The 20,528-nt window shown below is 60.6% G+C and carries 21 protein-coding genes; 16 read left to right on the top strand and 5 right to left on the bottom strand.

Annotated elements, in window-relative coordinates:
* Positions 1-180 precede the first annotated feature (180 nt).
* The 16 genes from NRG74_RS02990 to NRG74_RS02915 all read left to right on the top strand — a co-directional run bounded on the left by NRG74_RS02990 (position 181) and on the right by NRG74_RS02915 (position 15,797).
* Positions 181-2,073 (top strand): acyltransferase family protein, encoded by a 1,893-nt coding sequence (locus NRG74_RS02990; protein ID WP_184286742.1) that lies wholly within the window; start codon positions 181-183, stop codon positions 2,071-2,073.
* Between the two features lie 108 nt (positions 2,074-2,181).
* Positions 2,182-4,218, top strand: coding sequence for a DNA topoisomerase III (locus NRG74_RS02985; RefSeq protein ID WP_184286740.1), 2,037 nt, complete (start codon positions 2,182-2,184; stop codon positions 4,216-4,218).
* A gap of 1,253 nt (positions 4,219-5,471) precedes the next feature.
* Positions 5,472-5,891: a hypothetical protein gene (locus NRG74_RS02980; RefSeq protein WP_184286738.1), complete on the top strand. Its 420-nt coding sequence runs from the start codon at positions 5,472-5,474 to the stop codon at positions 5,889-5,891.
* Positions 5,892-6,147: 256 nt separating this feature from the next.
* A complete protein-coding gene (locus NRG74_RS02975; RefSeq protein ID WP_007160880.1) occupies positions 6,148-6,273 on the top strand; it encodes a hypothetical protein in 126 nt (41 codons plus the stop codon).
* A 303-nt stretch (positions 6,274-6,576) separates the two neighbouring features.
* On the top strand, positions 6,577-6,816 hold the full coding sequence (locus tag NRG74_RS02970) for a hypothetical protein (RefSeq protein WP_044340832.1): 240 nt from the start codon (positions 6,577-6,579) through the stop codon (positions 6,814-6,816).
* A gap of 103 nt (positions 6,817-6,919) precedes the next feature.
* Positions 6,920-7,390, top strand: coding sequence for an STY4534 family ICE replication protein (locus tag NRG74_RS02965; RefSeq protein WP_184286736.1), 471 nt, complete (start codon positions 6,920-6,922; stop codon positions 7,388-7,390).
* Positions 7,391-7,531: 141 nt separating this feature from the next.
* Positions 7,532-7,699 carry a hypothetical protein gene (locus NRG74_RS02960; RefSeq protein ID WP_165904673.1) on the top strand — a complete coding sequence of 56 codons (168 nt, stop codon included), beginning with the start codon at positions 7,532-7,534 and terminating at the stop codon, positions 7,697-7,699.
* 51 nt (positions 7,700-7,750) lie between these two features.
* Positions 7,751-7,975 carry a hypothetical protein gene (locus NRG74_RS02955; RefSeq protein ID WP_044340834.1) on the top strand — a complete coding sequence of 75 codons (225 nt, stop codon included), beginning with the start codon at positions 7,751-7,753 and terminating at the stop codon, positions 7,973-7,975.
* A gap of 116 nt (positions 7,976-8,091) precedes the next feature.
* Positions 8,092-8,523: a hypothetical protein gene (locus tag NRG74_RS02950; RefSeq protein ID WP_184286734.1), complete on the top strand. Its 432-nt coding sequence runs from the start codon at positions 8,092-8,094 to the stop codon at positions 8,521-8,523.
* A gap of 64 nt (positions 8,524-8,587) precedes the next feature.
* The gene (locus tag NRG74_RS02945; RefSeq protein ID WP_184286732.1) at positions 8,588-9,142 is read left to right on the top strand and encodes a hypothetical protein; all 555 of its coding nucleotides are present in this window, start codon (positions 8,588-8,590) and stop codon (positions 9,140-9,142) included.
* Between the two features lie 80 nt (positions 9,143-9,222).
* On the top strand, positions 9,223-9,927 hold the full coding sequence (locus tag NRG74_RS02940; protein WP_184286730.1) for an ABC transporter substrate-binding protein: 705 nt from the start codon (positions 9,223-9,225) through the stop codon (positions 9,925-9,927).
* A 284-nt stretch (positions 9,928-10,211) separates the two neighbouring features.
* On the top strand, positions 10,212-10,844 hold the full coding sequence (locus tag NRG74_RS02935; RefSeq protein ID WP_058786265.1) for a DUF3275 family protein: 633 nt from the start codon (positions 10,212-10,214) through the stop codon (positions 10,842-10,844).
* A 77-nt stretch (positions 10,845-10,921) separates the two neighbouring features.
* A complete protein-coding gene (locus NRG74_RS02930; RefSeq protein ID WP_257705657.1) occupies positions 10,922-11,287 on the top strand; it encodes a hypothetical protein in 366 nt (121 codons plus the stop codon).
* Between the two features lie 65 nt (positions 11,288-11,352).
* The gene (locus NRG74_RS02925) at positions 11,353-11,931 is read left to right on the top strand and encodes a hypothetical protein (RefSeq protein WP_144944400.1); all 579 of its coding nucleotides are present in this window, start codon (positions 11,353-11,355) and stop codon (positions 11,929-11,931) included.
* Positions 11,932-11,985: 54 nt separating this feature from the next.
* A complete protein-coding gene (locus tag NRG74_RS02920; protein ID WP_058786661.1) occupies positions 11,986-13,437 on the top strand; it encodes a DUF6094 domain-containing protein in 1,452 nt (483 codons plus the stop codon).
* A gap of 116 nt (positions 13,438-13,553) precedes the next feature.
* Positions 13,554-15,797, top strand: a complete 2,244-nt coding sequence (locus tag NRG74_RS02915) for an SNF2-related protein (RefSeq protein WP_144944398.1) — start codon at positions 13,554-13,556, stop codon at positions 15,795-15,797.
* A 338-nt stretch (positions 15,798-16,135) separates the two neighbouring features.
* Here the strand turns inward: NRG74_RS02915 and NRG74_RS02910 are convergent, their stop codons facing one another.
* The 5 genes from NRG74_RS02910 to NRG74_RS02890 are packed head-to-tail and all read right to left on the bottom strand — an operon-like array spanning position 16,136 to position 20,489.
* On the bottom strand, positions 16,136-17,515 hold the full coding sequence (locus NRG74_RS02910; protein WP_044340845.1) for a heavy metal sensor histidine kinase: 1,380 nt from the start codon (positions 17,513-17,515) through the stop codon (positions 16,136-16,138).
* Positions 17,512-18,198, bottom strand: coding sequence for a heavy metal response regulator transcription factor (locus tag NRG74_RS02905; RefSeq protein ID WP_044340846.1), 687 nt, complete (start codon positions 18,196-18,198; stop codon positions 17,512-17,514). The genes NRG74_RS02910 and NRG74_RS02905 overlap by 4 nt, the downstream gene beginning before the upstream one ends.
* 55 nt (positions 18,199-18,253) lie before the next feature.
* The gene (copD, locus tag NRG74_RS02900; RefSeq protein ID WP_044340847.1) at positions 18,254-19,186 is read right to left on the bottom strand and encodes a copper homeostasis membrane protein CopD; all 933 of its coding nucleotides are present in this window, start codon (positions 19,184-19,186) and stop codon (positions 18,254-18,256) included.
* Between the two features lie 2 nt (positions 19,187-19,188).
* Positions 19,189-19,566: a copper resistance system chaperone CopC gene (gene copC / locus NRG74_RS02895; RefSeq protein WP_058786663.1), complete on the bottom strand. Its 378-nt coding sequence runs from the start codon at positions 19,564-19,566 to the stop codon at positions 19,189-19,191.
* Between the two features lie 53 nt (positions 19,567-19,619).
* Positions 19,620-20,489, bottom strand: coding sequence for a copper resistance protein B (locus NRG74_RS02890; RefSeq protein ID WP_258196363.1), 870 nt, complete (start codon positions 20,487-20,489; stop codon positions 19,620-19,622).
* Positions 20,490-20,528: the final 39 nt, after the last annotated feature.

The raw sequence follows: 20,528 nt of genomic DNA, 5'->3' as shown, positions 1-20,528 counted from the left end.
CTAGCGCGGTCATCTACAATGCTTAATTCTCGCCCCGGGGGGAGGCATGACGGCTGCGGCACTTCATCTCCTTGATGAAAGCTATCCAATCGAAGGTCTGCCCGCCGCTGTAGCGATGCCATGCTTCAACTCCGGTGAGTGCTGCAAAGCAACCACCGGTAGCAATCTGCAAGGAAGAACATGAAATTTCGCAGTGACATAAACGCGCTCCGCGCACTGGCCGTCTCCCTAGTCACCCTCTTTCACTTCAAAGTCCCAGGATTCGACTCTGGCTTTATTGGCGTTGATATATTTTTCGTCATATCCGGCTTTTTAATGACCAGCATCATATTGTCGGGCTTCGAAAAAAACAGCTTCTCTCTTTTGCAGTTTTACCAACATCGGGCTAGACGGATCATTCCTGCATTAGCTGTGCTGTGTACAGTGCTTCTAGCATTTGGTTTCTACGCGCTACCGAATGACGACCTCAGATCTTTGATTCGAGATATAAAATCCAGCCTTCTATTTTTCAGTAATTTCGAGCTGGCTCGTGATGGTGATTATTTTCAGGCCCCGATCAATGAGCATTGGCTGCTGCATACCTGGTCATTATCAGCTGAATGGCAGTTCTACCTGCTATACCCGCTGATACTCTTGGGTCTGCGGAAGACGGCGCCTCCTAAAGCCACACCGATCACTCTCGCCGCTCTATGCGGTCTTTCCTACGCGCTATCTTGCTACTTAACTCCGTTAGCGCCTTCTAAGGCTTTCTATCTACTACCGACACGCGCTTTTGAAATGCTGGCTGGCGGCCTGGCCTTCGTCGTGAAGGATAAAATCGCCGCACACGCCAAGGCGTATCCACTAGTGGTCGGTTACGCAGCAATCGCTGCGTCGATAGCACTCCTGAATCCAGCGGATAACTGGCCTGGGTACCTAGCCATCCTACCTGTAGCCGGCACTGCACTGATCATCATCGCTGCAGCCGAATCCAAGGTGTACCGCTTGAGCGCCGTGCAGTGGCTTGGCAAGATTTCCTATTCAGCCTATCTATGGCATTGGCCGCTCGTTGTCGTCCTCTACTTCATGGGCAAATTAAGCGATGCTAAATGGGTAGCGTCAGCCATAGGATTGACCCTGGTAATGGCTTCGCTTTCATATCGTCTGGTTGAGCAACGATTCAAGTCTAGAAGCTCCCATGGACGCTCTATCATTCATTACGTCGGCTTCACGGCCCTATTCGTCGTCGCGGCAAGTTTGCTGTCAACCTTTGCTAAATCTCATCCAGACTTGAGAGCAGCTCAAAGAGACGACCACCCGCCCGTCTATGAAAGCAGCCTTTTTGATCAAACTTGCTCTTTCTATAGCCAGGGCACCGCCACCTGCATCATGGGCAAAGGTGCCATTCGAGCCATATTGATCGGGGACAGCCATGCACAGGCCACAGCTGCGGCCCTGCAAATAGACAACCCGGAAGCAGCCATAGTCTGGGCTCAAGGCGGTTGTCCTTTGCTCAATGACTTTGAGATGCGTGACAAGAAAGATCAGGCTCTATGCCAAACCTTCCTAGAGGCAAGGCTGAAAACGCTTGCGACCGATTACGAAGGCGTACCGGTAGTTATCTTCAACCGATATTCGCTGTACCGAGATCCGGCCAGCGGCCACTACATATCCTCCGTAAATGAACCGGGGACATCTACCCTGAATGACGCTTACAGCAAGCAATTCCGCCGAACTGTTTGCGCTATCGCACAGGATCATCCTGTCTTCCTGGTCAAGCCCGTTCCAACGATGCCATTCAACGTCTATAAGGCGACTGCGCTGCAAAAGCGCCTGATGGCTAGCTCCTCAGATTTCAGTGTTCCGGTTGAAGACTATTATCGAGCCAACAGGTCTTCGTTGCAGATGATCGATGAGGTTGCTCAAGCGTGTAACGCTCGAACGCTTGATCCCATGCCAAGGCTTTGCCCAGAGGAACGGTGCCTTGGGGCCAAGAACGGGAAGTCTCTTTATGTCGACGACAACCACCTCGTTGATGCGGGCAACCTTCTGTTGAAAGGACTATTTGAGCCTGTCTTCCAGGTCACGCAATGAAGGACGCGTCTAAACCATCGTGAGGCTGGATACGGTTAGCCGCTGAGGTCGTGTCAGTCCTCTGGCAGGGTTCACCCGAACGCCATGTGGCGGTGGACAGGTGAACCCATGCGAGTTTTTTTGTGCGAGAAGCCCAGTCAGGGCAAAGACATTGCCCGGGTGCTCGGCGCCACCGGGCGCGGTGAGGGCTGCATTCGCGGTCACGGGGTGGTGGTGACCTGGGGGATCGGCCATCTCCTGGAGCAGGCGCCGCCCGAGGCCTACGATCCGCAGTTAAAGTCCTGGTCACTGGACGCGCTGCCGATCCTGCCGGCGAGCTGGAAGGTCGAGGTCAAGCCCAAGACCAGCAGTCAGTTCAAGGCGGTCAAGGCGGTGCTCAAGGAAGCGACCGAACTGGTCATCGCCACCGACGCCGATCGCGAGGGCGAGATGATCGCCCGCGAGCTGCTGGAGCACTGCGGCTACCGCGGCCCCGTCCAGCGACTGTGGCTCTCGGCGCTCAACGACGCCTCGATCCGCCAGGCCCTGGCGAGCCTTAAGCCCGGGGCCGAAACCTTCTCCATGTATCACTCGGCGCTGGCTCGCTCCCGGGCGGACTGGTTGATCGGCATGAATTTCACCCGGCTGTTCACCCTCCTCGGCCGGCAGGCCGGCTACAGTGGGGTGCTGTCGGTAGGACGGGTGCAGACGCCTACACTGCGCCTGGTGGTCGACCGCGATCGGGAGATCGCCCACTTCGTCCCTGTGCCGTTCTGGAGCCTGGACGTGCTGCTGGCCGCCAACGGCCAGACCTTCACCGCCCAGTGGCGACCTGCCCGCGACATCACCGATGACGAGGGGCGCTGCCTGGACCAGCGCCATGCCCAAGCTGCGCAAGCGCGCCTCACGGCGGGATCTACCGCGATTGCGGTTTCGGTTGAGACCGACCGGGTCAAGGAGCTGGCACCCCTACCCTTCGATCTGGGCACGCTGCAGGAGATCTGCTCGAAGAAGCTCGGCCTCGGAGCCCAGGAGACCCTGAACGTCGCCCAGGCGTTGTATGAGACGCACAAGGCGACGACCTACCCAAGGACCGACTGCGGCTACCTGCCCACCAGCATGCTGCCGGAGGTGCCGGCCGTGCTCGAGGCGATCCGGCGGACGGATCCGCCCATTGTCCCGGTGCTGACCAGCATCGATCCGGCGCAACGCTCGCGTGCCTGGAACGACGCCAAGATCACCGCTCACCACGGCATCATCCCGACCCTGGAGCCCGCCAACCTGGCGGCCATGAGCGACAAGGAACGTGCGGTCTACAGCCTGATCCGCGCGCACTACCTCGCCCAGTTCATGCCCCACCACGAGTTCGACCGGACGGTGGCTGATTTCGACTGCAACCAGGTGGCGTTGCGGGCGGTGGGCAAGCGCATCGTCGTGCCGGGCTGGAAGACGTTGTTCCAGGCCGCGCCTGCAGCGGATGAGGATGAGGACAGCAAGGAGAAGGACCGCTCGCAGATCCTACCGCCGCTGCAGAACGCCTCCCGCGCCCAGGTGCAGCAGGCCCAGCTCAAGGCGCAACAGACGCAACCACCCAAGCCCTACACCGAAGGCGATCTCATCAAGGCGATGAAGACCGTGGCCAAGCTGGTGACCGACCCGCGACTGGCCGCCAAGCTCAAAGAGACCACGGGCATCGGCACCGAGGCCACCCGAGCCAGCATCATCCAGGGACTGATTGATCGTCAGTTCCTGCTCAAGAAGGGCAAAGCAGTGCGAGCATCCGACGCCGGCGTCTCGCTGATCGCCGCAGTGCCGCCGGCAGTGGCCGACCCGGGCACTACCGCTATCTGGGAGCAGGCCCTGGACATGATCGAGGCCGGCACCATGCAGCTGGACGACTTCATCGCCAAGCAAGGCGCCTGGATCGGCAAGCTGGTCGCCCAGTACCGCCAGACCACGCTCAACATCAAGGTCCCCGAGGGTCCGTCCTGTCCGCTCTGCCAGGGCAAAATGGCGCAGCGAAATGGTAAGAGCGGCGACTTCTGGTCCTGCCTGCGCTACCCCGACTGCAAGGGCCTGGTGAACATCGAAACGTCAAAAGGGAAAGGCAAGGGCGGCCCAGGTAAGGCAAAGCCGTCGACAAGGGCAGGTGGCCGCTCAGCTTGAGGAAGGATCTTGCGGGTCTTTTTTGCCGTCCTGTGGCCAGGGGTGAGGCGCTTGGAGTCGCGTTTGAAGCAGATCCGCGTACTCATTTGCCTCCCTTTCGCTCGCGAAGTAGGCATCCGCACCAGGAATCGAGACACGCCAAGGTTTTGCATTATCGTCAGCAAGATGCTGGATTGTCACCGCTTTCATGAGTGGTCCCTGCCGTAGCGATGGCTACGACGGTCAGTGGACACCGCAGGTGTCCTATTAGGGTCCGACTGCAAGGGTGATAGGTCGTGCGATATTGCTTTAGGCAGAATTCCCCCCCCATAATGCAAGCGTTCCACCCCGCTCGCGCACTGGCGGTCATCAGTGGCAACCCCGGAGCGTCTCGACCTGGTCCTGAAGCTCCACCCCCAAGAGCACGCTAAGCATCGGGTAGGGCGTGTAGATCTTTGCGTGATGCTCTCCCTGTGTCTCCCTGCTCCGCAGCTGACACGCAGCCGTCTAACTTCGTGATAAGCGGGTTTACAGGCACATAGGGCTCACAGAAGGTTCGGTGCATACTAGACCTAGGGCCAACCTGGTGTGTTGGCCCACACTGTTCCTCCCCTTCAGCTGCATTCGAAGGGTAGCCTGGTCCTCTCGGCATCGCCTGGTGGACGAGGCTACCCGTCGGGTAGCCCTCCTCTCTGCCGGTGCCCGCCGGCGCAAAAATGGGATCCCTTTGTGCGCGGATGCGTGCCTTGCGATTACTGGCCCTAGCCACGATAACGGGTCGGGTGAATGCGACGATCATCAGGACGGTAGGTCAATGCCCAGGGACCACCAGTGCCGGTGCTCACGCTCACAGGTGGCATCTTTCTCTTGAGCTCCACTAGCCTCACCCTCGCCGAGGCGCCTTGCTGCTAGACCCAGCGCTGCGCCTGGCGCGCTTCTCCTGCTTCCCCCCTCGCTCGACCGCCGCTTCCGCTCCCGCCCAGCTCTGCCCTCCCTCCGCTTGACAGGTCTATCTGCCGCCCCTGATGATCCCCCCATGTTCCGTTGACGTCGTCAGCAACATGCCCAGGCAGTTCTGGATCTCAAGACTGCAACGTGGTCACCCACGTCGATCCGCACCCATAGTTCGCCAAGCTTCCGGAGGCGCGAACGGTTGACCGGTTCTACCGGTTGATGGAGGCACCTCACACATCTGCTCTACCTACCCAGCGGGGACACACTCCCCCGCCCGGGATCAGTGTTTCTCCGCATTACTTACCTGCAGGAGAAACACCATGACCACCCCTACCCTGAGCTACCGCTTTGGCGAATCCGTCGGTACTGCCCTGCGTGAAATCATTCGCTCCGTGCGTAATGCCCAAGCCCAGGCATGTGCTGCGCGTCCGTCCATAGCACCGGCTGAACGTCGTGTAGTCGAGTTTCCGCAACCGATCGTATCGGCTGCTGTGCTCGAGGAGATGGATCACGTCCCGGCGTTCGTTCGCCGCAACGCGATCGACCTCAACACCTGGTTCAAGCAAAACACCCAGGAAGCCCAGCCTGAAAAGCCCAAGCGTGAGCGCAAGCCTCGCAAACCCAAGGCTGCCGCCTCTGTCACTGAGCCCGTACAGTCGCCAGCGCCCCGCGTGCTGCGTCCGGGCTCACTGGACCAGCTGATCGCCCCGTTCGACCCTGAGGTCGCGCTGGCCAGCTGATTCACACCTTACCCACCCCTGTCGGGAAACCTCCCGTCAGGGCAGTTTTCCTGACTTCACCCCTGAAGAAGGAAGACTATGAAACCTAAGCGTCAAGCTGCCCTCGCGGAGGATCTTCGTAAGATCGGTACAACCGCTGTAGCAGCTGCTGTCGTAGGCCTTTTCCTCAGCGACCACAAGTCGTTGACGGCTTGCGCACTGGTAACTGGTGCAGTAATTTGGCTGTATGGCATCTACCTAACCAAGGAGGAATGACATGAGCCAGACCGCCTTCGGGATACTCATGCTGGGAAGCCTGCTGACTCTGTGTACTGGTTTGACTGTCTGGGCTGATTGGCCCAACCTCAAGCAGAAGGCTCAGAAACTGCTAGGCCACCACTGATTGATGCTCCGCTCTACCAAAGCCCTCCTCGGAGGGCTTTTTCATTTCCGGGGTATTGACAAGCTATACGGCCCTGAACATTCTGAGGGTGTATGCCGCTGACGTTGTCAGCAACATGCCCCAGGCAGTCTCGGATCTCACGACTGCGATGTGCCCCAAGCACATTGATCCAAACCCAAGTTCGCTAAGCATTCGGTAGCGCGAACGATTGACCGGCACCACCGGTTGATGGATGCACCTTCCACCACCCTCGACGGGGACTACCCGTCAGGGCCGGTCTCCGTCACAACCTGGAGACCTTCAATGAAAAGCAGCTTTGCGTTGTACCAGGCGTTGATTGCAATCAATGTCCCGGATGACAAAGCCACTGCTGTTATCGATGCTCTGGAGTCCGATATGCAAAATCAGCTCGCTACCAAGGCTGACTTAGCAGACATCAAGGCTGAGCTCGCTCAGCTGGAACTCAAGCTCACCATCCGCATGGGCGTCATGCTTTCTGCTGCTGTCGGCATCCTGCTGGCCGCGATGAAATTCATGCACTGACCTGGCACCACCCTTTCTGGCTACACCCACCCACGCGGGGAATACTCTTCCCCTCCCGGGCAAGGTGTTCTCCGTTTTCACCTATTGAAACTGGAGATACACCATGAGCAACCAAGCCAACGAAAGCCAATACTTCGACCTGCACACTACCGGTATCGGTTACCTCAACCGCATCCGCGATGTGAAACCCAAAGGCAGAGGCGCCAAGCCGTTTTTGGCCGTCACCGTAGCAGCCCTGTGCGGCAGCAAAGAAGCGGTGGAATACCGCTACATCGACTGCAATGTCGTCGGCGCCGAAGCTGAAAAGCTGGTTCGTCGTTGCATTGAAGCCGTCAACGCTGAGAAGAAGGTCCTCGTGTCCTTCCGCATCGGTGATTGCTGGGCTGATCCCTTCACCTACTCTTCCGGGCCGAAGCAGGGACAACACGGCGCAAGCCTAAAAGGTCGTCTCCTGTACATCGGCTGGATCAAGGTTGAAGGTGAGTTCGTCTACGAAGCCAAACCGCGCGACGCAGCCCCGGCTGAGCAGCAAGGTACGGATCAAGGGAGCGAAGGCGACCAATCGGCCGCGTGAGTCACCCTGCTCTTCCAGGCGCCCAATGGGCGCCCCTGCTCTACCCAGGCTTTGCCACCTTTCTCTTCGCACACCCATCCGGGGGCACCATCCCCGGACCGGGGCATGGTGATCTCCATTAGCTGAATTTTGGAGCCCATCATGCAAGTCATCGCCACCATCAAGTCCGAGCTGCCCGCCCTGCCCATCGTTGCCGAAGTCTCCTATGACGACGTCACCGAAGAGCTGCTGAGCAGCGACCTGTTCTGCGACAACGCCTGGTTTCTGTTCGAGATGAACGCCACCAGCGCTGACCGCGTCCAGGCCTGACTGACCACACCCTATAGGCGCCCTCGGGCGCCTTTGTCTTTTGGAGGCCCCATGGCAACCGATACCGCACCTGCTCACAGCAAGTTTGATCACGACGACGCCGGCAACAACTACCCGTTGCAGGTCCTGCAGTCCCGCCGCGGTTTCTACCTCGGTACCCTGGACGATGAAGGCCTGCCCTTTAGCCGTGAGTCGGCCGAATACTTCCGCAGCCATAAAGCTGCAGCAGACGCTCTTCATTCGGGAAAGTGGGCTCGGCATTCGCTGAGCATCTGACCACCTGAACACCACCCACCAGGGCTCTCTCCCTGGTGGGATATGGCCCTGAAGCGCCTAGGCATTTGCCAGCTAGCTATCGATTGCTATGCTGCAACCTCAACAGGATGTGAACCATGCCATATAACGTTGTGATCTCAGGACGCGTCGAGTGCGCGGTCGTCAGCCTAGAGGCTGCCGGTCAGGCCCTCACCTTCTACCGAGCACTAGGCCACAAGCCACGGTTGTTCTACTCGATGTCCATCGATCACCTCGGTGATGAGATTGATGACGCAGGCAAGACCCTGCGCGAGTACACGTCGATGAGCGCGGCGGAGTTTGCCGAGTACCTCAAGAGGTTTCGTCAGGTCCGATACGCCCGCGATCACGATCTCGACCGCCCCACCCTATCAGCGCCGCTTTTCAATGTGTTCGGGGCCTACAAGGGTCGTGAAGGCTTCATAGCTGAGCTTCACTACCAGGACGGATCAGAGCAACCCTCTGACATTTGCGTCCATACCCATCTGCTGCGTGTCACCCAGGGCCTCATGGCACTCGAAGACCTGTAGCAACACCTGACCATTACCCAGAGGGGCTGACCCTCTGGGCAGCTCTTCGTCCGAGGAGCTGCACATGAACAATGATTCGACTTCCGCCACTCAAGCCATCACCGAACACTCCGGTCTGGTGGCCGTCCTGGCCGACCTGCAGCGTCAAGGCTGGCGCGCAACCGAGCTTTGGGATGGCGAGGAATGGGTTCCCATCCAGTCCACCTGGTCCGCAGACGAGATAGCCGAACACGCAGCAGAGACCGAGCTGTCCCGAGTGCGCTTCCTATCGGAAAACCGCGCGGGTCACGAAGGCATGATGCTGCTGGTGTGGGGCAACAGTCCCATCGAGTTGATTGCCGACATGACCATGACCCATGGCTTCGCTGAGGCCGTCGAACGTGCTCAGCGGACGGTCTGGCCACACTACCCTGACGATGAAGCTGCCATCCGCTGGACTTGCCCGAAATGTGGATCGGCTGATGTCTCGGCAGAAGGTGGCGTGAAACCCCTTCACCCTGTGACAGATTCTCTTGGGGATGGTGAAGCCGTCTGCGACGACACCTGCGAGATGACCTGCAACACCTGTCAGCATCAAGACAGCGCCATGTTCTTCGCTGACGATCTAGACCAGCTGTAACCCTTCTTAACCGAACGCTACCACTACACAACCCAAAGGGGCCGACCCTTTGGGCGGCTCCTCGTTTTGAGGAAACGCCCGTGAAAACGCCCAACCCTTTCATCCGCGGTTACCAGGACCTGTACATCCGCCGCGAGCTGCTGATCACCTACGACGACCACTTCCAGCCCTGCTACCGGCAGATACCCGATGGGCAGAAAGATCCAGCCGACCAAGAGGTCGCAGGTCACTACTGCATCTTCAACGATACCCATGCTGTGGCTGTGGAGCCCGGTGATGTCACGGAAGAACAGCACACCCTTTACCCGGCCAACGGCCAGATACGTGCCGTGGTCTACGCGGTTCGGGCTATGGAGAATGGCCAGGAGCTCCACCTCGGCGACACGGAAACTCTGGAACGGGCCCAAGGCCTGCTCAAGCGTATCCAGTTCGAAACCGGCTTCTACAGTCGAGCCTTCGAAATCACCTCTTCCCATTTGCCCGATGACGAGTGGGATGAGCTGCAGGACCTGGTGCAGCACGCCGATACCCAACAGCTGATGTTCGAGTGCTTCACCCTGCCGGACAGCGATGCCGTCGGCTTTAAGCTGCACGGTACGCCCTGGACGGACGAGCACCTGAACAAGCTGGAAGGGTTTGAACTGTCGACCCTGCAGGCCAAGCAATACGAAGAAGGCTTCATGCCAGAGACCATACGGGTGCTCGGCCTGGCAGGCCAGGCCGACGTCAGGATCCTGATCCTTGATCCCAATGGCTGCCTGCTCGAAGGCCTGCCTCAGTTCTAACCCTCCTATAAGGCGCCTTCGGGCGCCTTTCTTTTGCCTGAGCTATTGACCAGGTACGGCGTCGCTTTCAAAATTCATCCCACATGCCGCTGACGTTGTCAGCCATGCCCAGGTGGTCAGGATCTCAAGACCACGGCGCGCTGCGCTGATCCAACCCCTAGCTTGCCGAGCATCCGGTAGCGCAAGCGGTCGGCTCCGCCGATGGATGCACCTCTCACCGTTTTCTCCCACAGGGTACCCATTCCCTGTCGGGCATGGCGTGCCCCCTATTCATGAGGACCGCCATGATCAAGATCCCCGGCCACCTGGCCATCCGCACCATCCAGGGACGCAACGGCGCCTTCAACGTCGGCCGCCTCTCTACCTCTATCGGCGAATTCGTCATTAAGGACGCTGTGCTTGAGCAACACGTCGAGGGCAAGTACCGCGGCGAGTTCGTCATCACCGAGATCCGTGCCTCGTCCTACAGCACCGGCGGCCGCCTGGTCATCGAGATTCGCGCGCGCCTGGACAGCATGGTGCTCGAGGACCTCGACACCCTGACGGCCTACGACAATGCGCAGATCGATGCGCAGTCGCCGGACCCGCTCGATGAAGAGCAACCTGTCGCGGCACCGCCGCCACAGGCTCGACCACGCCCCTCCCGTCCCGCCAGGCCTGCCAGCGCTCCGGTAGCGCCTGCAGACGACAACGCACCCTTCGGGATGCCGGCATCACCTGCCTCTACTCAGCTGACACCTGAGCCCGATGTCGATGAAGCTGACCAGGAGCTCTTCGGTACGGTCTGGCCACTTGGCGAGACCGTGCGGCTCGACTCCACGGTCGACCGGCAACGCCTCCGGCAGCAATGCCAGCGGCTGGGCCAGTTGGGCTACACCATGGACTTCAAGTCGCAGGCCTGGAATCGCGCGGCCTGACCTCACCCCTCACAACCACACCCGGCTGGGACCTCTCCCAGCGGGAAGGCCTGGCCATCACCACAAGGACCTTCCCTATGGGCTGGCTGTTTTCTCACCCCACGCGCGATGCGCTGATCGCCGAACTCACCGCCGACGGCGAAACCGACAATTGCACCCGTACAGTCATCGATCATCACCTGGTCGACAACGTGCTGTGGCAGATCGTGAAGCTGGTACCCAAGCGCGATGGCGTCTTTCCTGGCGTGGCTGCCGGCGAAACCTGCACCTTGATCGGTTGCAACCTGCTGGATGTTCACGGAGGCCGCTGGGGCCACAAGTCACTGGATGAAAGCTCGGGTCCCTTCTACTGGAGTTGCCCGCTGCACTGTCTTCCTATGGCCACCCACGGCATCAACCTCGAATGGCGCGAAGGCGTCCGGCGATACCACGCGGCGCGCTGAGCGCCTTCCCTCACCCACCTCGGGGCAACCGCCCCTGGGCGCGTTGCCTCCCTCAGGAGCTGACGATGCCCCTCTACCCTATCGATGAGTGCCCCGATCTGCTGGTGGACGCCTGCGTCTGCGATGAAGAACGGCGGCTGATCTTTCTCTCGGCCTGGGGCCGCGACACCGCTGTCCAGGAATTCCTGGCCAGGCTCACCCTGGGACGCAGCGAAGGCGGCCTCGAGCAATTCCACCTGCTCCAGAGCGGCCGCAGCGTGCCGGTCTTTCCGGACGCCGAGCGACTGGAGAAACGCACGACCCGCCAGCTGCGCGGCACCTTGTTTGGCAGCCTGCTTCACGTCTGGCTGTTCGACGGGCGCTGCGCGGTACCGGATCGCGCTAATCACCTGGCCTACGCCCTGGTACGCGACAACATCGATCCCCTGGCCAGCCTCTGGCCGCTGGTGGTCGACACCTGCCCGCTCCCGCTCCTGCCGCACTGGCAGGGACCGGTCATGGAGCTGCTCCTGCAGGAGCAGATGCTCGAACGCCTACCCGGCGCCCTGGGCGACCTGGCCGGCTGGCGACTCCGACTCAAGCTCGACGAGCTGCAGTACCACCTTGGCCAGCGCATCCGTGCTGGTCAGCTCACCACTTCCTGATCGGGCCGCTTGCGGCCCTTCCTCCCTCACTTTCCCGACACTGGAGCTCCGACCATGGCCCTGATGTTTCCGCGCCTGGCGCGCAACTTCGCCAAGAACGGCTATTACCCCACCGATGAGGTCACCCTCGAACGTACCCTGCAGGCCCTGGGCCCTGCCTCAACCGGCACCATGCGGATCCTCGATCCGTGCGCCGGCGAAGGTGTGGCCCTGGCAGAAGCCGCTCATACCCTCGGGCGTGAGCGCGTTCAGGCCTGCGCGGTGGAGTACGACCGGGAGCGCGCCGAGCACGCCCGCGGCCTGCTCGATCGCGTCCTACAGGGCGACCTGATGGACACCATCGTCACGCGGCAGGCCTTTGGGCTGCTCTGGCTCAACCCACCCTATGGCGACCTGGTCGCCGACCACAGTGGTGCCACCCAGTATCAGGGCAGCGGCCGCCGGCGACTGGAGAAGCTGTTCTATCAGCGCTCGCTACCGCTGCTGCAGTACGGCGGCACCCTGGTGCTGATCGTGCCGCACTACGTCCTGGACGATGAACTATGTGGCTGGCTCTGCAACCACTTCACCAGCCTGCAGATCCATGCGGCCGCGGATCCGACCTTCAAGCAGGTGGTGATCTTCGGCATCCGGATCCGCCGGCAGGACCTGGCGAGACCCGCTGACGTCAAGGCAACCCGAGAGCGCTTCCGTGCGATCGGCAGCGGCGAGGCCTCGGCCGAACCGCTACCAGAGGTATGGCTCGGTGAACCCTATGGTGTGCCAGCTGCCGTCACGGAGCTGGAGCACTTCTACCGCGTCACCCTGGAGCCCGAGCAGCTCGCCCTAGAGACAGGTCGACTGGGCGGACTCTGGAGCGACTTCACCCTGCATTTTGGCCAGGCTGGCCAAGTACCGCGACCACCGGTCAAGGCGCTGTCGCAATGGCACCTGGCCCTGGCCCTCGCCGCGGGAGCAATCTCGGGCGTGGTCACCTCTCCCAATGGGCGCGTCCTGGTTCTCAAGGGCGACACCTACAAGGAGAAGGTCAGCCGCACCGAGTTCACCGAGGATGAGGACGGCAACGTCCTGGAATCGCGGATCCTGACTGACCGTTTCGTGCCCGTGATCCGGGCCTGGGACATGACACCGGGATCGCAGACGCTGGGACAGGTCCTGACCATTACCTCGGCGCCGGCAGCGGCCGAGCCACCACCACCTGCAGCACCTGAACCGCTCCGGCTACCGGCTGGACGCTTCGACCCTGGTCGGATCGTCATGACGGCAGCGGTGAGCGAGCTGGTGGAACGCGGTGAGCTCAACCCCGTGACCTACCTGCGGCGTCACCTGCAGGCGGACTGGGGCGAGCTCGACCAAGAGGACAAGCACAGCAACGACCAGGCCCTGCGCCTGGGCAATCGCCTGTTTTCCAACTATGAGACTTCGATGTCCGATGAGCCCCGGCTCTGGATCATCACCGAAGCTGACCGCAGCGTGACCACGCTGCTGTTGCCCTCGGACTACTAACCCGACCCGCCGCCGGCGGCCACGCTGTTACTTGACATCCTATTACTTCCACCCCCTGGGTACGCCGATACCCATCCGGGGTCGGCCGTGCCCGCTTCTCATCTCAGGAGATCCACATGACCGACCTCAACGCTGGCCAACCGGCCCTGCTCACCACCGTCAGCCTGACCGACTTCATCGCCGAGTTCGGCGAGGGTCTGCTCGACTCCCTCAACCGTTCCAACCCACCGGTCTATGCCGGCGCTGCTCACCCCGGGCGCCAGGCCGTGATGGCGGGCCTCAAACGCACCCCCTTCCCGGCGCAAGCCGATGTCGTCCAGGCGATCGCTGCGCTGCTACTCGACCGCGGCGAACAGGCCGGCATCATCAACGCCGAGATGGGGACCGGAAAGACCATGATGGCCATCGCCGTGGCAGCTGTACTTCACGCCGAGAGCTATCGCCGCACCCTGGTCGTCTCCCCGCCCCACCTGGTCTACAAGTGGCGGCGCGAGATCCTCGAAACCGTCCCGGGCGCGCGCGTCTGGGTACTCAACGGGCCGGACACCCTGGTGAAGCTGCTCAAGCTCCGCCAGGCCCTGGGCGAGCCGTACGATGGTCGTCAGGAGTTTTTCATCCTGGGCCGCGTGCGGATGCGGATGGGCTTCCACTGGCGGCTGGCGTGCGGTACGCGCCGCGCCGCCGGCGGAAGGCGACTGGCCTGCTGTACAGACTGTGGTCGCGTGCTCGAGGACGAGGAAGGTAACTACCTCACCCTGGAGGACTTCCAGCGCGAGGAGCGACGCCGGCAGTGCCCGAAGTGCAAGGCGCCCCTCTGGACGCTGATGCGCCCGGGCAAGACCGCCGGTGGTGACAGGCGCAGCGTGATCCTCAAGTCGATGTGCCGCATACCGACCATCGGTCCCATCCGGGCCGAGAAGTTGGTGGCGGACTTCGGCGAAGAGTTTCTCGCCACGATGCTGGCTGACAACGTCCACGAGTTCATCAACCTGATGGACGCCAAGGGCAACTTCGTCTTCAGTGACCGCCAGGCCAAGCGCATGGAGCGGGCGATGGCCAACCTGGAATTTGGCTTCGGCGAGGGCGGCTACCAGCCAACCGAGTTCATCAAGCGCTACTTGCCGGACGGCTACTTCGACCTGCTGGTGGTGGACGAGGGACACGAGTACAAGAACAGCGGCTCGGCCCAAGGCCAGGCCATGGGGGTGCTGGCAGCGAAAGCGCGCAAGACGCTACTGCTGACGGGCACGCTCATGGGCGGCTATGCCGATGACCTGTTCTACCTTTTGTTCCGGATCCTCTCCCGGCGCATGATCGAGGACGGCTACCGACCGAACGCGCGCGGCAGCATGGCCCCTGCGGCCATGTCGTTCATGCGCGACCACGGCGTGCTCAAGGACATCTACACCGAGCGCGACAGCCAATCGCACAAGACGGCCCGGGGCAAGAAGCTCTCGGTACGGACGGTGAAGGCCCCAGGCTTCGGCCCCAAAGGCATCCACCGCTTCGTGCTGCCCTTTACCGTGTTTCTCAAGCTCAAGGACATCGGCGGCAATGTGCTGCCGGCATACCAGGAGGAGTTCGTCGACATCCCGATGCAGGCGCAGCAGGACGCGGCCTATCGGCAGCTGGCCAGCAAACTGACCGCGGAGCTTCGCCAGGCCCTAGCACGGCGAGATACCACCCTACTCGGGGTAGTGCTCAACGTGCTGCTAGCCTGGCCGGACTGCTGTTTCCGGCCGGAGGTGGTGAAACACCCCCGGACCCGGGACACCCTGGCCAGGGTCGACGCGATCTTCGACGAAGATCAGGCCAGCCCCAAGGAGGAGGCGCTGATCGAGCTGTGCCGTCAGGAGAAGGCACTGGGCCGCAAGGTGCTGGCCTACACCGTCTACAGCGGCACCCGGGACACGACCAGTAGGCTCAAGCGGTTGCTCGAGCAAGCAGGTCTGAAGGTGGCGGTACTGCGTGCTTCGGTGGACACGGCCAGGCGCGAGGATTGGATCCTCGACCAGGTCGACCGCGGCGTCGACGTGCTGGTCACCAACCCGGAGCTGGTGAAGACCGGTCTGGATCTGCTGGACTTCCCGACCATCGTCTTCCTGCAGACGGGCTACAACGTCTACACCCTGCAGCAGGCAGCGCGCCGGTCGTGGCGGATCGGTCAGAAGCAAGCGGTACGGGTGCTATTCTTCGGCTACGCCGGCAGCTCGCAGATCACCTGCCTGCAGCTGATGGCCAAGAAGATCACGGTGGCTCAGAGCACGTCGGGAGACGTTCCAGAGTCAGGGCTCGATGCGTTGAACCAGGATGGTGATTCGGTCGAGATGGCGTTGGCGAGGCAATTGGTCAACGGCTGACTACAGCCCCTCTTCAGAGGGGCTTTTTATTAACAACTCCTTGTCGTCTGCTGAGACTGCGACCACCATTTGGGGCATGAGGTAAAAGCAGGTGAGTTACACGGTCGGCGAGCGTGATCATGGCAACGTCTGCGGACTGACCAACTGGCGGCGCTACCACCGCCGTGCCCAGGTGCTGCACGTCGAGCCCGAGCGCGCCGTGTCAAGGCTAAGAAGAGATGTCGCGCTGACAGCTAAGTAAAAATGTCATTATGGCCTTACGGCCGAGCCTAACTCTTATCTGAGTGACATCAATAGTTGGTACCTAGCTCTGCCTTTCTGAGAGTTAGATAAGCGTGTCATGTGCGCAGACTAGTCCGGCGCGTGAAGGTCAGGATGAATGCCGTTCGACCTCCTTGGGAGGTACATGAAATCGTGCCACCATGCGCTTGCATCAGTGACCGGGCAATCGCTAACCCAAGCCCTGCGTTCCCATCACCTTCGCGGCGTGCAGGATCCACCCGATAGAACCGGTCGAAGATCTTCGCCAGGTGCTCCGGCGGAATTTCGGGGCCGGGGTTTTCTATCCGAAGCTCTACACGGCTGCCATAGTCCTGGATGTAGACCTCAATCGTCTCTCCAGAAGGGGTATAGCGCAGGGCATTGGACAGCAGATTCGACACGACACGGTCGATCATCACGCTATCCGCAAAGATCAAGGCGCTTCCCGATGCCTTGAGCTGGATACCCTTATCCTCAGCCAGAAGCTCGTAGTATCCGAACAGCTTGCCGATGACCCTACCCAAATCCAGCTCGACCGGTTCAGGTACGATCAGGCCGTTGTCGGACTTGGCCAGGAACAGCATGCCGTCGATGATTCCCGACAGGCGATTGAGCTCTTCCAGGTTGGAGGTCAGATTCTCCTCGTACACGTCCGAGTCCCGCTTTTGGGCCAGGATCACCTCGGTATGAGTCCGCAGGTTGCTGATCGGGGTTCGTAGCTCGTGTGCGATGTCGGCAGAAAAATTCGATAGACGTATGAACGAGTCGTCCAGGCGACCGAGCATGGAATTGAAGGCGGTGATGAGCTCGCGTAACTCATCGGGCACGGGCTCCAGAGGAATACGCTCCTTCAAGGAGCCTGCGGACATCGAGGCGGCTGTCTGGGTCACCTTGGCCACCGGCCGCAGCCCATTCTTGGCAACCAGCCAACCAAGTGCGGCACTCAGCACGGTGCTGGCTAGCAGAACGCCCCAGAACCAGCGCTCCAGCATGGCGAAGAAGTGCATATGCGTCGTGACGTCCAGTACCAACCACATGGTCAGCGGAGCAGTGGCCTCCGACGACGAGACTGGCGCCTTCAAGGCCCTGAACATGTGTCCGTCACTTTCCCACTCCCACACGCCATCGTGCTCGGTCGCCTGAGCCAGGGACGGCACCGATGACTGGGGAGGCTCTGCAAAAAAGAGGCTTCCGTCAGCCTGGAGAAATACCGCGCTGAGATCGGGATGTGCTCCCAGTAGCGTGTGCCAGCGAATCTTGAGCTGGTCCGAATTCGCGCCGGGCTCTTTAGCGATCTGGGTGATCGCTTCCAGCTTTTCTTCCAGAGCCTGGGCATCCAGAGCACGAAAATGGTGGCGGCTCAGCTCGTTGAAAGCGATGCCCACGATGATGAGGACAGCGACGACCGCGGCTACAAACATGAGGCTGAGGCGGAAGGTAAGTGAACCTGGCTTCATCCTTCGTCCTGCACGTCTAGCCTGTAGCCCATTCCACGGCAGGTGTGGAGAAGTTTCGCCTCGAAGTCATCGTCAATCTTGGCCCTTAACCGCCGAATCGCCACCTCGATGACATTCGTATCGCTATCGAAATTCATGTCCCATACTTGTGATGCGATAAGAGATTTTGACAGGACCTCGCCTCGCCGACGCATCAACAACTCCAGCAAGGCGAACTCTTTAGCGGTAAGGTCAATTCGCTTGCCGCCCCGCGTGGCGCGGCGCTTGAGTAGGTCAACCTGTAGATCTCCGATCTGCAGGTTCGTTTGAACCGGCGGGCTGGCGTTCCCGCGCCTTAATAGAGTTCGAACACGTGCCAGCAGCTCTGAAAAGGCAAAGGGCTTGATCAGGTAGTCATCGGCGCCCAGCTCTAATCCTTTGACTCGGTCATCCACGCCATCCCTTGCCGTCAGAAACAGCACCGGTACCGACTGACCTGCAGCACGCAGGCGTGTTACCACCCCCCAACCATCGAGGCCGGGCATCATCACGTCGAGAATCAGCAGGTCATAGGCTTCAGTCTGCATCTGATCGATGGCATCCGTTCCAGTGACCACTCGATCTACCGTGAAGCCAGCCTCTCGCAGGCCCTGCTGCAGATAGATTCCTGTCTTGGGTTCGTCTTCGGCTACCAGCAGTTTCATGCTTCACCCTCGGGGACACGATCTTGGCGAGACGGCACGACGGGGCCAGGCAAACTTACTTCCCCGCTTCCATCTCGGGAGACAGCGTACCAAGCCAAGCAATCAGTCCTAGCACCAAAATGGCGGAGCCTAGCTCCAGTGCCATGCTGTAACGGATAGACCGTGCCGCACGCGTGTAATCGCCTTGGTGGACTGCTTGCTCCAATGCCGGGCTCAAGAGAAAGCGGTTGGCCGAAGCCAGCCCGATCATCACGACGAAAAGGCCCAGTTTGACCAGCAGCAGCAGGCCATAGGTGCTTTGTGCCAGACCCGTGATTTGGGGTCCGACGATGAGCAGATAGTTCATCACACCCGTGAAGACGATCAGCACCACGATCACCGCACCGGCTCGCTCAAAGCCGGTAAGCGTGCGCGAGAGGATCTGGACTGATGCCTGCGTTTCCGATTTGCTGGGCCGCAGCAATAGGGCAAAAGCCACCAGCGCGCCGAACCAGCCACCACTGGCCCACAGGTGGAGAATGTCTGCGCTGAAGTGCCAGAAGCGGCGCAAGCCTTCGTCCATAGCGCCGTGCCCAGTCCACGCCAGCGTGGCCAGCGCCACGCCTGCCAGCAGCGAAACCACGAGCAGGCTCGCTAATGGCCAACGAGGATTGAAGGCAATGGCCACAGCAGCGGCCACGAGGGCGGCCATACGGATAAGCCAGGCGGTGCCAAGCTCCGTCTCGGCGATCATCATCTCAACATGCGGTATGGCCTCGCCCCATTCCTCAACCCCGCTCATAGCCTTGGCCATTTGCACCATGGACACGACCGAGAGCAAGAGGCCCGTCGCCGCGCTTGTAGCCAGCAGAGGCAAGAACGGCAATACCATGCCCGAGCGGCGCTCAGGGCCACGCAAACTATAAAGGCCGAAGAGCGCCAGCCCGAACAGCATCATCAAATCGGCATACAACGCGAAGCGAAGTCCGATGCTGAACGGATCTTCCATACTTACTTGACCTTGAATGTCACGCTACCGGTGATGGGGTGGGTATCTGATGACACTGCCCGCCAATCAACCTTGTAGGTGCCGGCCGTCAACGGCGAGGCAGGTGCGATGACCATGGTCTTCGGATCACTGCCACCCGAAACAGCCGCCTTGACCGCCATCGGCGGATGCTCCATACCAGGCATCGCCGTCATGACCAGTTTCGCGCCGGAAAACTGAGTGACCAGGTTTTCAGAAAAGTGCAGCTCGATCTTTGCCGGGGCGGCGCCTTCAGCTCCTTCGGCAGGCGTCGAAGACACCAGCTTGGGATGGGCTTGAGCCAGGACGCTAAACAGCATTCCAGCGGCAAAGAGCGTTATGAAAGGTGCACGATTGAACATGCGAACTCCTACAGCCCAAGGGGCGTTCGTGGGGAATGAGATTTGGTGTCTGGTTAGAACCACATACGTACACCCAGGACCAGTCGGGCTTCGCTGCGGTCTTCCCCTTCCTCCCGGGCAAAATCGGCAGTGTTGCCATAGGAGCGGTTCCAGCTGACACCAATGTACGGGGCGAACTCTCGGTAGATTTCGTACCGCAAACGCACTCCGACTTCCGTCTCGGACAAGCCAGAGCCGATTCCGCGTTTTGGGTCGTTCTGCCCGTAAAAATTGGCTTCGGCGGTTGGCTGCAAGATCAGGCGATTGGTCAGCAGGATGTCGTAGTCGCCCTCCAGCCTCAACGCCGTTTGGCCACCCTCTCCGAGGAAAGCAGTCGCTTCGGCCTCGAAGTTGTATAAGGCCAGGCCTTGGAGGCCAAACGCGGCCCACGTCTGTGACGGTCCTGGTTTGAAGTCCTGCCGTACGCCACCAACCACGTCCCACCACGGGCCGATGGAGTGGCCCCACAACGCTTGTAGCTCGGCGGATTCGGTTTTGCCGTTGGAGCGCTCCCCCTCGGAGCGAATCCACAGCCGGTCAATATCCCCCCCTACCCAACCATTGACGTCCCAATTCAGCACACTGCCGTTATCAGCGTTCTGCCACTCAAGCTGATCGAACAACAGGAAGTAGTTGAGGGCATCGTCATGGACCGTATGACCTTTACCACTTTGATAGACGGCCGCCCGGTTGGCATCCGTAATGGGCGGAATAGGTGTGCGGCTTTGCGTGGGGGCTGCTGGCTTGCTGGGCGCCATGGTGGTCATTCCAGAGTCCATACCCTGCATCTGGCTGTGGTCCATGCCCTGCATCTTGGAGTGATCCATACCCTGCATCTGGCTGTGGTCCATGCCCTGCATCTTGGAGTGATCCATCCCCTGCATTTGGCTGTGGTCCATGTCAGAACTGACCGCTTCAGCAGC

It is taken from the genome of Pseudomonas oryzihabitans, assembly GCF_024652905.1.
In the GTDB taxonomy this organism is placed as follows: domain Bacteria; phylum Pseudomonadota; class Gammaproteobacteria; order Pseudomonadales; family Pseudomonadaceae; genus Chryseomonas; species Chryseomonas benzopyrenica.
The sequence above is the reverse complement of the archived record's forward strand: the minus strand, read 5'-3'. Positions and strand labels throughout refer to the sequence as shown.